Consider the following 14,729-nt stretch of genomic DNA (forward strand, 5'->3'; position numbering starts at 1 on the left):
TAAATATTAAAAAATTCCTGCATCTCTACTTAAAGATACAGGAATTCATTATTAAAATAAACAAAACAAAATCAATTATTAGAACTTATAGGTGAGTGACATCGATACAGAACGCCCTGGAAGCGGTCTGGCACGAACATAATTTACCTGATTGTTGGTGATACTTCCTTCTTCAGCTTCTGTAATGGCTAAAGTGTCGAATAGGTTGTTTCCGGCTACATTGAGCGACAAACCTTTGGCTACCGGAACTTCTACAAATCCGTTGATAATAACAAAACCATCCATCACCAAATCATTATTGTCTTGCGCATAGGCTTTGGTTTGACCGATAAAACTCAACCCAACGGTACTTTTCTTCTGCCCAAATTTGTAGCTTGGCACAAAGTTGTACATCATTTTAGGTTGTCTTCTAGGCTCGTTGCCTTCGTTGGCGCCAGAAGTAATTTCGGCTTTGGTGTAGGTAAATCCACCACGAAAATTTAAGTTGTCCATGACGTTGTAGGAAGTTTCAAGTTCCAAACCAAATGACTTGTAGTCGTTCTCGATGATGCTGTTCGATGTCGCTTCATAACCACCTTCTTCGGTAGTCACTGCGTTGAACAAAGTCGCATAGAAATAGCCTTTGCTGAATTTTTGCTTGTAACCAATTTCTGTTTGGGTCAAGTAATCCAAAGAATTGATTTTATCGCCATCGAAATAATCTAGATTCTGAAACAAAATACGATCGGCTTTGGCTGAAGCACCGCGGCTATGACGGGCAAAAACAGACTGCTTATCGGTCAATAAATAATTCGCACCTAACGAATAAGACATATAGTTATATTCGTAATTCACGGCTTCTTCTTGAGCGGTGTTTACTGCAAAAACATTGTTTTCAGGAGCAGAAATGTTTCCGTCATTATTGATGTCGAACGCTTTGGAAGTACCACCAGCAAAAGAACCACTTACTGTCCCTTTGTCATAACGCAAACCACCTTCTAAAGACAATTTATCGGTAGCTTCAAAAGTAATATTGGCGTAAGGAGCAGAAACGTCATGCTTGGTATCGTAGTTGCGCGCTAAATTGCCCCAAAATGGAGTTCCGTAGGCATACAAACCGTTTTCAGACAAAAGGTTTCCTCCAGCATCGGTAACATTGATCAGCCTTGGATTGTCATCTGAAACTTCCTGTAGGTATGAATTCCACAACCATGACATTGAGATATTTTGGATGGATTTAAACCAACCGGCAGTAATTCCGACCTTGTCAAATTTTTTGGTCAGACGCAAATCATTCATGAAGTTATTGAAGTCATTGAGTTGGGTATCGAACATGTGAATGCGCGACACCAAACCATTAGCGGTGTTAAACGGTTGGCCGTTGTCAGCATATGTCAAAGTGGAACCTGCTCCGAAACTGGCTGCGATATTAGCCGCGGTGTCAACTTGGGCCGGAAAAGGCGCGATGAATCCACCATTATTAGCCGAATAGCGAATGTTATTGCTGACTTTCCATCCTTTATCTAAATCAAAGGAGGCACTGGCACCAATCGTTTTTGATACCGGATGCATTCCGTCAGCTACAGAAGCACGACGCAACTGACCATCAGGGCCAAGACCTACATTGTGCATCAAATAAGGAGATTGTAAAGCACCGTGTCTAGCGTCAAATCCGGAGATACTGCTCCAGTTCGGGCTAGCATTGGTTCCGGTCACTTTTACCGGCATTGGCATATAGGCAGCTGCACGGTCATTTAGGAATTTAGCATAAACAGTCACTTGCCCATTTTCGAATTCTTTGGTAAAGTTTACTTTGAATTGTCCGCCATTGTTGGCATTGAAACCTGTGGTACGAACGCCTTCGCCAGTTCTATAGAAACCTCCGGCATGAAAATACAAACCGTCGCCGATGCGTGAGCCATACTCGATATCGGTTCTAAAATTGTTGTAATCTAAACCAAAACTAGAACTCATCGAACCGCCTTCAGTTTTACCATTCTTACTGATAAAGTTGATGATTCCACCAGGTGAATTCGATGAAAGTACTGAAGCTGAACCACCGCGAATGGCCTCAATTTTAGAAATATTGCTATCAAAACGCGTGAAGATATCGGCCGTCGCAAAAGCAATATCGCCATACAAAAGCACTGGCAGACCATCTTCTTGTAATTGTAAATATTTAGAGCCGCCTGAAGAAATCGGAACCCCACGAACGGCAATGTTGGCATTCCCTTCACCTCCGGAGGATTCTGAACGAACACCTGGGATGGTTCTGAAAATTTCAGCCGTAGAACGCGGAGCGGATTGCTCTATCTGTTTTACATCTAAAGTAGTAATCGAAACACTTGATTTGATTTTTGCTCTAGGGTTAACCACACCTGTCACTACAACGTCTTCAAGCAAATTGGCATCTTCAGCCATCTTAAAGTCAAGCACTGTAGCGCCCGAAATACTCACTTCTTTCTTTTGGGTTTTATAACCGAGGTATGAGGCAATTAAAGTGACGCTTTGCTCGGATAGGCCACTAAAAGAATAACGCCCACTAGCATCTGTAGCCGTAGATTTGTTAAGATCAGATAATTGAATGTTGACCCCTGACAATGGGTTCCCGTTGCCGTCGGAAACCACACCCGAGAGCGAGGCATTTTGTGAAAAAACTCCTTGGAAACACAGCACAAAGGCTAAGAATCCGAGCGTTTTCAAAAATTGGGTAGTTTTTTTCATGGTTTAAATTGTTAGATTAATAGATTATGCGTTTATTTTTTTCGAAATTAATTTTTAATGTGTTAATTTTTAATAGATTCAAATCGAAAACGTTTTCGAAAACACCGAAAACGTTTTCGATTTGATATTTTTAGTTAAATTGCTCCTATGAAGAACATTACCTTAAAGGAAATTGCAGAAACTCTAGGCATATCCATTACCACAGTATCCAAAGCGCTCAAGAATTATCCAGACGTCAGTCCTAGAACCCGACAAGCCGTAATGAATCTGGCGCACCAACTGCAATACACTCCGAATTCGTTTGCAGTCAATCTTCGCACGCAGGAATCCAAGACTATTGGGCTGATTATTCCTGAGGTGGTGCATCATTTCTTCTCAAGTGTAATTAATGGTATTATCGCCGAGGCCGAAAAAAATGGTTATTTGGTCATTATTCTCCAATCGAATGAATCTCTCGAATTGGAAAAAAAACAAGTGGCCTTATTGTTAAGCAAGCGGGTCGATGGAATTTTGATGTCGCTCTCTAACGAATCCAACGATGACGAACACATTCGGGAAATCATTCACAAAGGAATTCCGTTCGTACAATTTGACAAGATATCCAAGCTCATCCACAGTTCTAAAGTGATTATCAATGATCAATTAGCGGCCATGCAAGCCGTACAACACTTAATTGACAACGGTTGTAAAAAAATTGCCCACATCCGCGGACCAGTAAACCCGCAAAATGCGATTGACCGTTTCTTGGGTTATAAAAAAGCGCTTGAAAAAAACACTATTCCATTCGATTCGAGTTTAGTCTATACATGCCAGCGGGTGAGTTTTGAAGAAGGTTATGCTTTTGCCGAACAAATCAAAAAAGAACATCCGGACGTTGACGGTGTTTTTGTGATTACCGATTTGGTAGCAGTTGGAGTGCTCGCTTATTTCAATGAAAACCAAATCAGAGTACCTGATGATGTAGCGGTAATTGGGTTCAGCAATTGGTTCATGTCACAGGTAATTACACCTAAACTCAGTACTGTGGATCAGCCCAGCGATGAAATGGGCACACGTGCTTTTCAACTATTGTTGGAGCAAATGATTGCACGCCGCGATCAAAAACCATTTCAAGCCCAAACTATTGAACTAAAAACGGCTGTGGTTCAGCGCGAATCTACTCGAAAAAAATCTTAATTAATTTTCTTTCTATTCTCAAGTTAGGGTTTTCTTGTCCGCACTTGTTTTACTGCCCACAACCGAAATTGGGTTTACCGCTATTTATTTGTGGTTTACCTCATTCTTTTTTTTATGCTTTTCTAAATGATTTGATTTGCATCCATTTATAAAACTAAAACTATGAAACCAATCCAAAATTTGACCTTTGTTATTTTGATGCTGCTCGGAGCGTACTCGTGGGCACAAACTGGCATCAGGGTAACTTATTACGATGGCAACATTCAAAATTTCAATGTGACCACCAGTGGAAAACTTTATTTCTCAGCAGACAATTTGTATGTAAAGGCTGATGGAGTGACTACTTCGACAACAATTCCGGTGAACATCATCCGTAAAATTACTTTCGATGGCGCTTTGGCTACAACCAATTTCGGGGAAAACGACCAAGCACTGACTTTGGCACCAAATCCGAGTGCTGATGTGATTCGCATTGGGTCTGAAAACAGAGAATCGCTCAAAACGCAAATCTATTCGCTCACCGGGCAATTGATTCTGCAAGGTGTTTACCAAGTTGGGCAAGACATCGATGTTTCTAAACTAGCCGCTGGGTTGTATTTGGTTCAAGTGAATGGTGTAACGATTAAATTCAGTAAGAAATGAGAAATTTATATCTAATCGCGGTTCTGACTTTATTGGCCCAGTTGTCATTCGGACAGCAAAAACTGCAAGTGCACCGCTCGGGTAATACCATGTATGCCAGAGAACTTTCGACGATAGACAGTATTAAACTTGACAACACTTATGCGAAGTTCAAACTCAGCGATGACAGCAACACACTCAACATCCAGAAAACACTTGTCGACAGTCTTACCTTTACTTCGAACGCGGTCAATCTAGACAAAATTTATATCATCTATAACGGAAACGACAACGCGACCATCATCAATCCGTATGCAAATTCGGGTGTGAACATTACTGCGTTGGGCGGAACTGTGGCGGTGAATGCTACTTCGGGCATCGCGAATTTACAATGCCATATTCTGGGTGCTTCTGCTAACGGAAGTCTAACTATAACTACTGATCTGCCGTTAAATTTGGTGCTGAACAACCTCACTTTGGCAAATCCGAATGGCGCGGCTTTCAACATCATCGGAGGACAAGCCATCACGATATCTTTGGCAAACGGCACTTCATCTACGCTAACTGATGGCGCTGCCGGTATACAAAACGGAACCCTTTCTTCGGACGGCCCAATTACCTTTAATGGCGGTGGAGCTTTGTCTGTGAGCGGACTAAAAAAACAAGCGATATATACCTCTTCAACAGTTATTATAAATAGTGGAACCCTTGCGATTGTTACCGCCGTTTCAGACGGTATCCATAGCGAAGGATTTGGTATTAACGGGGGAAATCTAACTATTACTGCTTTGGGTGACGGAATCGATGCGGGCGATGGAGCAATCTTGATTAGTGCCGGAACCATCGGTGTTACTTCCTCCTCAGCGGATGTCAAAGCAATGAAGACCGGAAATAATACTATCACTATCGAGGGAGGAACACTGAACTTGAATGTCTCTGGAGCACAATCCAAAGCGATTAGTGCCAAAGGCAATATTATTGTGAATAACGGAACTATCAATATTAGCCTCTCTGGCGCCACGGTGCTAGTAGCACAAGACAGTGGTTTTAATCCGTCCTATGCGACCGGTTTGAAATCTGATGCTCAAATTATTGTCACTGGCGGCGACATTATCATTCAATCTTTAGCTGGAGCCGATGGCGGGAAAGGGTTTTCATCAGATGGCGACACCAACATTTCAGGTGGAAATTTCACCATCAGTACAGCCGGAAACGGTGGAAATTATGTCAATCCGCTTGGGGCAGCCGATACCTTTTCTGTATCAGCTTTCTCTACTGATACCAACGTAAATATTTCAGGCGGAACTTTTACCCTGAACAATACCGGAAATAATGGAAAAGCCATTTCTGCAGATGTTGATGTAAACATTACAGGTAATCCGCAGATTTCAATTACCAATTCGGGAAGCGCAGGTAAAGGAATTAAAGCCAATGGCAATACTACCTTTTCTGGTGGCACAACAACCATTGCACTTTCAGGAAATATTGTTCTTGTCGCTTCTGGTAGCGGAATGAATCCTTCTTATGCAACAGGTGTGAAAGCGAATAACATTATTGTCAACAGCGGCTCCATTAACATTCAAGCTACAGCTACGGCCAAAGGTGCTAAAGGTTTTTCTGCCGATAGTAACATTACCGTCAATAATGGAAACATCACCATCAACAATGCCGGAACCGGAGCCACTTATACCAACACAACTGGTACTTTGGATTCATATTCTGCCGCAGCATTTTCTGCCGATGCTAACTTAACTATTAATGGAGGAACCGTGACTGCTAACAGTTCGGGAACGGGTGGAAAAGGATTGAAAGCAGACGGAATTATCACTATCGGTACCGCCAGCTCAAACCCAACAGTGAATTTAACTACAACCGGTGCTCGCTTTCTGGTTTCAGGATCCGATTACAACCACCCTAAAACGATTGTCGCTACTGGTGCGGTGGTGATTAACAACGGAACCACCACAATCAACTCTACCGACGACGGAGTACATTCAGACGCTTCGGTAACCATCAACGGCGGCAATCATACTATTGTGGCCAGCTCCACTACTAATGGTGTTGGTGAAGGAGTAGAAGCACCGATTATTAATTTCACTGGCGGAGTAACTAATGTAACTGCTTCTAATGACGGAATCAATGCGACTTATGGCACCGTTTCGGGAGGAACTGAATCGAATGATGGCAGCCAACTCAATATTTCGGGAGGAATTATTATTGTCGCCGGTAAAGACGCTATCGATAGCAACGGAAACATTACTATCACTGGAGGAACTACCATTGTTTGTGGCGTAACCAACAGCCCTGAAGAAGGAATGGACTTCAATGGTACTTTATTGATGAATGGCGGTGTGCTTATTTCGGCCGGATCAAACTCCAACATGACTAAGAATTTTGGGACGGCTTCTACGCAGCGATGCATGTATTTAAAATCGAGCGCGCAATTGGCAGCGACTTCCGTTTTGCATATTGAAAACGCAGCGGGCACTGAGATGGTGACGTTCAAACCTAAAAACGGGGTTTATTATTTCCATTTTTCAAGCCCGAACATCGCTGCAAGCACTAGTTATAAGGTGTATTTCGGAGGCACTTACACTGGCGGAAATTTTGTAGGAAACTCAAATGGTTGGGGTTTATATACTGGCGGAACTTATTCTTCAACTGGAGGGACTTTAAAAACCACCTTTACTACTTCTGCGACAGCTACGGTAAATACGCAGACTTTCTAAGAACCTAACTGATGCTATTGCATTACATATTGACCAAACCCGATTAGCAATAGTCGGGTTTTCTGTTAGATAGTGTATCGATCAAGGATGGAATAAAACCTAGTTTTACTCAGCAACCAGAATATAAGTATTGCTATTAAAGTTCCTACATTGTTTCTGATTAGGTCATCGGTGCTGGCGTGCCTACCTTCAATGAAATATTCTTGTATCAATTCGAGCAAAGCACCACCGAGAAGACTAGCTATAAAAGCAAACCAGTATTTACTTATCGCATTACGTTTATGAAAAAGAATAGATAACGTTAGAATCAGATAGCTCATCAAATGTGATATCTCTGAAAAGTTGTCTAAAAGATAATAGACCGAAAAAAAATTATTGATCCTCGGCGGAGTGTTTTTCATAGGTGTTTTCTTGCCATCATCGCACATGTCGCCTAACATGGGAATGCTCTGAGCAATTTTGTCGTCTATGGTTTTAATTCCACCGTCTTTATAACTGGTGGCCCAAGAAGGATTTCCATGTTTAAAATAGCAATCTACCGACGAGTATATATACTTGCCTTGTCCGTTATAGTAATAAATTGGGTCTTCATTTTTGCTTTTAAAATTATCTCCCACTTTTGGCATTTCATGATAAACCTTTTTACCGAGCGAAGATTCATACGGAATACATTCTAAAATAGCAATGACGCAATAAATAAAAACCGGATGTATAATCAGAAGAATTGTTTTGCGAAACATAAGTTACTTTTCGATTAAATTACATAATAATTCCTCGGCTGCAGATTAACTCCCAAGAAAATCTATGTTGCGTTTCAAGCCTTCAAATTTAGTGCGTTTTACGGCAGAATTTTTAAACACTTTTTGAAAAGTGTCGGCTGTAATTTCCTGCCAATCTTTTTTGGTCATCGACAATAAATCGGAATGAGGCTCAAACAAAGGTTCTTGGTGGGCTTTTGAAAACCGGTTCCACGGGCAAACCTCTTGGCAAACATCGCAACCGAAAACCCAATCGTCTAACTTTCCTTTCATCTGTAGCGGAATATTGTCTTTGAGCTCGATAGTTAAATACGAAATACATTTGCTGCCATCAACCACATAAGGTGCAATAATCGCCTGGGTTGGACACGCATCGATGCAAGCAGTACAAGAACCACAATGATCGGTAGTTGGCGCATCATAGTCGAGCGCTAAATCAAGAATTAACTCGGCGATGAAATAGTACGAGCCAACACTTTTGGTAATCAGGTTGCTGTTTTTGCCAATCCAGCCCAAACCGCTCTTGGCAGCCCAAGCTTTATCGAGTACTGGTGCAGAATCGACAAAGGCGCGCCCAGAAACTTCTCCTATGTTTTGACGAATGCTCTCGAGTAGCTCTTTGAGCTTGTCTTTAATGACAAAATGATAATCTTGTCCGTAGGCATATTTTGAAATCTTATAAGTTTCCGCCGTTTGGGTTTGTGAAGGATAATAATTTAAAAGCAATGACACCACACTTTTGGCACCATCGACAAGCAAATTGGGATTCAGGCGTTTGTCAAAATGGTTTTCCATGTAAGCCATTTGACCGTGGTGATTGTTCTCGAGCCATTGTTCTAATCGCGGGGCTTCGGCTTCCAGAAAACCTGATTTAGAAATACCGCAAGACAAAAAACCCAAGCGTGCGGCTTCGGACTTTATGAACTTGGTATGGCTTTCTTTGGTGTTCATCGCGAGGCTGTTGCGTTAGGGATTGAAGCGATTGTTTGAGCTCTTTTTGTTCAAGCGATACTGGAAAAGTTAAGAGATTGTGGTCTGAGCAAAAAAGCGAGTGCGTAAAGCCCGACCCAGCGGGAAACGCCCTAAAATAAACCGCCTTGTATATTGTTTCTAATCTTGCCTAAATGGCGATAGGCTTTCTCTGTGACTTCGCGTCCGCGTGGTGTTCTGACAATAAAACCTTCCTGAATCAGGAACGGCTCGTAGACTTCTTCGATGGTTTCGCTGCTTTCGGATACTGCTGTTGCGAGGGTAGAAAGGCCTACAGGACCGCCTTTGAATTTATCGATAACGGTGTTAAGGATTTTGTTGTCCATCTCGTCGAGCCCATGCGCATCTACATTGAGCGCTTTGAGTGCATAGCGGGATATTTCGATGTCGATCTTGCCGTTGCCTTTAATCTGGGCAAAATCTCGTACGCGGCGCAACAAGGCATTAGCGATTCTGGGTGTTCCTCTACTTCGTCCGGCGATTTCGATAGCGGCCTCCATAGTAATTGGCATTTTTAAAATACTAGCACTTCTTTGGATGATGGTGGTCAGTAGCTCGGTGGTGTAATATTGCAACCGGCTCTGAATACCAAAACGGGCGCGCATTGGAGCGGTAAGCAACCCCGAGCGCGTAGTAGCACCTACTAAGGTAAACGGATTCAAGTTGATTTGTACTGATCTTGCATTCGGCCCGGATTCGATCATGATATCAATCTTGAAATCTTCCATGGCCGAATAAAGATATTCCTCTACAATTGGGCTTAACCGGTGGATTTCATCAATAAAGAGCACATCCCTATCTTCTAGATTGGTAAGCAAACCTGCTAAATCTCCGGGTTTGTCAAGCACCGGCCCAGAAGTGATTTTGATTCCTACACCAAGTTCGTTAGCTAGAATATTGGCTAAGGTAGTTTTCCCTAATCCGGGTGGGCCGTGAAATAAGGTATGGTCGAGTGCTTCGCGGCGTAGGTTGGCCGCCTCCACGAACACTTTGAGGTTGTCTAGAATTTGATCTTGCCCCGAGAAATCATCAAAAGAAAGCGGCCTCAATTTTTTCTCAAGGTCAAGTTCTTCCGGGTTGTAACGGGAATTGGTCGGATCTAAGTGCTCGTTCATGTTGCAAATATAATCAAATAGTGAAGCGCAAATAAAAATGCCTCTCGGTCAGGAAAGGCATTCTGGTATATTTTAGAACCAATTAGTGGTGCAGTTGTTCTTCTCCGGGTTTCATCGGCACGTTCTGCGGAACAAAGTCGTCGTCGTGACCTGGCTTGCTGTAATCATAAGCCCAACGGTATACGTGAGGAATTTCTCCCGGCCAGTTTCCGTGAATGTGCTCAATTGGAGCAGTCCATTCTAGTGTATTGGATTTCCATGGGTTTTGAACTGTTTTCTTTCCGTAGAAAATACTGTAGAAGAAATTGAATAAGAACACCAATTGGAACACACCGCCCACTAAAGCGAATGTCGTAATCAAAACGTTTACATTCTGAAGATCATCAAACAATGGGAAGTTGGTGTTGGTGTAATATCGTCTTGGCAAACCTGCTAATCCGATAAAGTGCATTGGGAAAAATACGCCATAAGCACAAACCGCAGTTACCCAGAAATGGATATAGCCTAAATTCTTGTTCAGCATGCGTTTAAACATTTTTGGGAACCAATGGTAGATACCGGCGAACATTCCGTAAAGCGCCGAGATACCCATTACCAAGTGGAAGTGTGCGACAACGAAATAAGTATCGTGAACGTTGATATCCAAAGTACTGTCTCCTAGAATAATTCCTGTAAGACCTCCGGTAATGAAAGTAGAAACCAAACCTATGGAGAACAACATGGCTGGGTTCATTTGCAAATTACCTTTCCAGATAGTAGTGATATAGTTGAAAGCTTTTACAGCGGATGGAATCGCAATGAGCAACGTTGTAAAGGTGAACACCGAACCCAAGAAAGGATTCATTCCCGATAAGAACATGTGGTGGCCCCAAACGATAGTTGAAAGGAAAGCGATGGCAATAATTGACATAATCATAGCACGATATCCAAAGATAGGCTTACGGGCATTAGTAGCAATTACTTCAGAAGTGATTCCCAAAGCTGGTAACAATACGATGTATACTTCAGGGTGGCCGAGGAACCAAAACAAGTGTTCAAACAAAACTGGTGAACCGCCTTGGTAATGCAATACTTCACCAGCGATATAAATATCCGATAGGAAGAATGAAGTACCAAAACTTCTATCCATGATAAGTAATAACGCTGCCGATAACAATACTGGGAAGGAAATAACACCAATAACTGCCGTGATAAAGAAAGCCCAAATAGTCAATGGTAATCTAGTAAACGACATTCCTTTGGTTCTCAAGTTAAGTACAGTAACAATGTAGTTCAAAGAACCCAACAATGAAGAGGCAATGAAGATGGCCATCGAAACCAACCACAAAGTCATACCAGCACCTGAACCTCCAATAGCCTGCGGAAGTGCGCTCAATGGTGGGTAAATTGTCCAACCTGCAGAGGCTGGGCCTGATTCTACGAACAATGAGCAAACCATTACTACACTCGAGGTAAAAAACAACCAGTAAGACACCATATTCAAAAATCCTGAGGCCATGTCTCGGGCTCCGATTTGAAGTGGAATCAAAAGGTTACTAAAAGTACCACTCAAGGCCGCAGTCAATACGAAGAACACCATAATGGTACCGTGGATGGTCACTAAGGCCAAATACATATCATTAGTCATTACTCCGTTTGGAGCAAACTTGTCACCTAAAAAGAAGTTGAATACTTTAAATGACTCTTCTGGCCATGCTAATTGCATTCTGAAAAGCATCGACATACCTACTCCAATAATTCCCATGAAAATACCAGTGATAAGGTATTGTCTGGCAATCATTTTATGATCAATCGAAAAGATATACTTCGTGATAAAGGTATCTTTATGATGGTGTTCGTGATCATGATCATGGGCGTGGTCGTGTGCGTGATCTAGAGCTTCTGCTGACATAATATCTATACTTTATAAGTTTTCTAAATTTATTTTTTTACAACTGCAGCTATCATTTTCGCTTCGGCTGGTTTGGCAGTATCAGCAGGCTTGGAACCGGCTTCTTCAGCTGCTGGAGCGGCATTGGCAGTCTTGACTTCGTTGACGATCGTCGTTTTTTCTTTGAGCCATTTTTTGTATTCTTCAGGTGTATCTACCACAATTTTCATTTGCATGTTGTAGTGAGAAGAACCACATATTTTATTACAAAGCAATAAATAGTCAAAGGTATAGGGATCAAGTGCCGGTTGCCCATTAGCCTGCAATTCAGCACTTTTTTTAGTTCTTATTGCATTGATGTTGGCTACTTTTTCCTGCATAAAAGGCATATCACGCATTTCTGTTGTGGTATAAATCGGCGTGAATGAAAACTCTGTTACCATACCCGGCACACAGTTCATTTGTGCTCTAAAGTGCGGCATGTATGCGGAATGCAAAACATCTTGAGAACGCATTTTAAAGTGGATTTTTTTTCCTTTGGGTATGTGCAATTCGGTAGTAGCGACATCGTCTTGAGCATTTGGATCAGCCAAATCAACCCCTAAAGTGTTCACACCTTCGATGTAACGAACGTTGGCTTTACCTAGTACGTTGTCGTCACCTGCATATCGAGCCGTCCATTTGAACTGTTGGGCGTATAGTTCGATTTCGATAGTATCTTCGTCTTTATCAATAAACATGATATTGGACCAGGCATACAATCCATAAAGAATCAATCCAGCCAAAACCACCGCTGGAATAACGCTCCAGATGACTTCAAGTTTATTGTTGTCGGCAAAGTATAACGCTTTTTGGTCTTTCTTACCTCTGTATTTGAATGCAAAATAGTAGAGTAAAGCCTGAGTAACAGTCTGAACGATGAAAATCAATACCCAAGTAATGTTCATTAAGTTATCTACCATACCGCCATGCGCAGAAGCTGGAGTATGTAATGGCAAACTGCCCCATTTAATCAAACCATAAATAGTGAATATATAAATGAAAGCCAAAAAGCCAAACATTAAATATCCGTGAACATTGTTATCATTATCATCTGCAATTCCAGAATCATTTGAAGCAGCATTGATTTGCGTCAAGTCAAAGATTTTGGTTAATTGCCATAAAGCAACCGATAATAAAAATAGAACTATAATTACCAACAAACTTGTCATCTGTCTTTACTTTAAATATTAATAATGAAAATGTTTACTTTCTTCTATATAAGGATTTCTCTTCGGCAATAGTGGTGCTTTAGTCAAAGCAGAAAATACTACAAAGATGAATAATCCTAAGAAGAAGAAGACTGAACTGATTTCTGAGATTCCAATGAACCACTGATCACCGACTGTTGCTGGCATAATCATGTTGAAGAAATCAATGTAATGTCCAAGTAAAATCACGGTTCCGGCCATCACCAAAACCCAAGTGATTCGTTTAAAATCCGTATTAATGAGAATTAAAATTGGGAACACAAAGTTCATCACAACAGCACCGAAGAAAGGAAGATTGTAGTGTTCAATTCTGGTCACGAAATAAGTCACTTCTTCTGGAATATCAGCATACCAAATCAACATGAATTGAGAGAACCAAAGATACGTCCAGAAAACGCTGATACCGAACATGAACTTGGCTAAATCGTGAATATGGCTAGAATTGACATGCTCTAAATAACCTTTGCCTTTGAGGTAAATGGTAATCATGCAAATAGTGGTGATACCACTCACAAAGAAGCTCGCGAACACATACCAGCCGAACAAAGTACTGAACCAGTGCGGATCTAATGACATAATCCAATCCCATGACATGATAGACTCGGTAACGATAAAGAACACTAGGAACATCGCAGAAATGTTGAAGTTCTTTTTGTAGAAGCTATTATCGTTTGACTCATCTTGTGCCAAACAGTTCCTTCTTGAGAAATAACGGTATAAATTCCAACCCAACAAGAAAACTGCCGCGCGAATAATCCAGAAAGGGAAATTCAAATAACCTGACTTTCCTGCAATAATATGATCATAATTTGCACTTCCATGCTCTGTTACACCTTTGGCTAGCCATGGGAACATATGATTCATGTGCAATCCGCAAAGAATAAGAACTATAAAGAAAATGGTTGAACCTACTGGCAAATAAGCAGTAATTCCTTGCATCACTCTAAATAAAACTGGAGACCAACCTGCTTGAGCCACTTGTTGAATGGCATAGAAAGCTAAAACTCCCATAGTAATTAGCATGAAAAATATACAAGCAACATATAGTGCAGACCAAGGTTTGTTTTGCAATTGGTGCAAGACATGAGCCAAGTGCTCTTGATGTGCAGCATGCGCCTCAGCTTCAGAAACGGGTTTTTCCATTTTATGAACTATTGGAGCAGCAACTACTTCAACTTTTACAGTATCAACTACTTCGTTAACTGAATCCTTAACCGCGACATCATGGGTTGCAGCGTCATGAGATTCTGCTGGAGCCGCTTTAGCAGGTACTGCTGCTTTTGGTGCTTCGGCATGAATTGGTGCTTCTTCATGTGCTGGTGCTTCTGCATGTGCTGGTGCCTCACCATGAGCAGCTGACGCGTGATGGCCGCCGTGTTCGTTAGCCGCCAAGATTTTCTCGACGTCTTCATTAGTTTTAGGCGCAGTTAAAAAACCATATCCTATCCCGAGAATGCCAAGAATCATCAAGATGAAGGAGAATGTTTTTAATTTACTAGAAAATGTATACATATCTA

10 protein-coding genes are annotated in these 14,729 nt (G+C 41.6%); 3 read left to right on the forward strand and 7 right to left on the reverse strand.

Features of this window, described 5'->3' with window-relative positions:
* Window positions 1-78 precede the first annotated feature (78 nt).
* Window positions 79-2,703: a TonB-dependent receptor gene (locus G4D82_RS01315; protein WP_166333630.1), complete on the reverse strand. Its 2,625-nt coding sequence runs from the start codon at window positions 2,701-2,703 to the stop codon at window positions 79-81.
* Between the two features lie 147 nt (window positions 2,704-2,850).
* Here G4D82_RS01315 and G4D82_RS01320 point away from each other — a divergent pair, with 147 nt between their 5' ends.
* The 3 genes from G4D82_RS01320 to G4D82_RS01330 all read left to right on the forward strand — a co-directional run bounded on the left by G4D82_RS01320 (window position 2,851) and on the right by G4D82_RS01330 (window position 7,229).
* Complete coding sequence (locus G4D82_RS01320; protein ID WP_166333632.1) at window positions 2,851-3,879, forward strand: LacI family DNA-binding transcriptional regulator; 1,029 nt, start codon at window positions 2,851-2,853, stop codon at window positions 3,877-3,879.
* Window positions 3,880-4,041: 162 nt separating this feature from the next.
* Entirely contained in the window at window positions 4,042-4,521 is a 480-nt protein-coding gene (locus tag G4D82_RS01325; RefSeq protein ID WP_166333634.1) for a T9SS type A sorting domain-containing protein, read from the forward strand.
* Complete coding sequence (locus G4D82_RS01330; protein ID WP_166333636.1) at window positions 4,518-7,229, forward strand: beta strand repeat-containing protein; 2,712 nt, start codon at window positions 4,518-4,520, stop codon at window positions 7,227-7,229. Before G4D82_RS01325 ends, G4D82_RS01330 begins: the two co-directional genes overlap by 4 nt.
* Window positions 7,230-7,294: 65 nt before the next feature.
* Here G4D82_RS01330 and G4D82_RS01335 read toward each other — a convergent pair whose 3' ends face one another.
* From G4D82_RS01335 to G4D82_RS01360, 6 genes are all read right to left on the reverse strand, one after another.
* Window positions 7,295-7,969, reverse strand: a complete 675-nt coding sequence (locus G4D82_RS01335; protein WP_166333638.1) for a VanZ family protein — start codon at window positions 7,967-7,969, stop codon at window positions 7,295-7,297.
* Window positions 7,970-8,014: 45 nt separating this feature from the next.
* Window positions 8,015-8,938 carry a tRNA epoxyqueuosine(34) reductase QueG gene (queG, locus tag G4D82_RS01340; RefSeq protein WP_166333640.1) on the reverse strand — a complete coding sequence of 308 codons (924 nt, stop codon included), beginning with the start codon at window positions 8,936-8,938 and terminating at the stop codon, window positions 8,015-8,017.
* A 131-nt stretch (window positions 8,939-9,069) separates the two neighbouring features.
* Entirely contained in the window at window positions 9,070-10,092 is a 1,023-nt protein-coding gene (gene ruvB, locus G4D82_RS01345) for a Holliday junction branch migration DNA helicase RuvB (RefSeq protein ID WP_166333642.1), read from the reverse strand.
* Window positions 10,093-10,174: 82 nt separating this feature from the next.
* A complete protein-coding gene (locus tag G4D82_RS01350) occupies window positions 10,175-11,983 on the reverse strand; it encodes a cytochrome c oxidase subunit I (protein ID WP_166333644.1) in 1,809 nt (602 codons plus the stop codon).
* Between the two features lie 29 nt (window positions 11,984-12,012).
* A complete protein-coding gene (locus tag G4D82_RS01355) occupies window positions 12,013-13,173 on the reverse strand; it encodes a cytochrome c oxidase subunit II (RefSeq protein WP_166333646.1) in 1,161 nt (386 codons plus the stop codon).
* Window positions 13,174-13,191: 18 nt separating this feature from the next.
* The gene (locus G4D82_RS01360; protein WP_166333648.1) at window positions 13,192-14,724 is read right to left on the reverse strand and encodes a quinol:cytochrome C oxidoreductase; all 1,533 of its coding nucleotides are present in this window, start codon (window positions 14,722-14,724) and stop codon (window positions 13,192-13,194) included.
* Between the last annotated feature and the right edge of the window lie 5 nt (window positions 14,725-14,729).

The sequence above is a fragment of the Flavobacterium lotistagni genome (assembly GCF_011392125.1).
GTDB classification, from domain to species: Bacteria; Bacteroidota; Bacteroidia; order Flavobacteriales; family Flavobacteriaceae; genus Flavobacterium; species Flavobacterium lotistagni.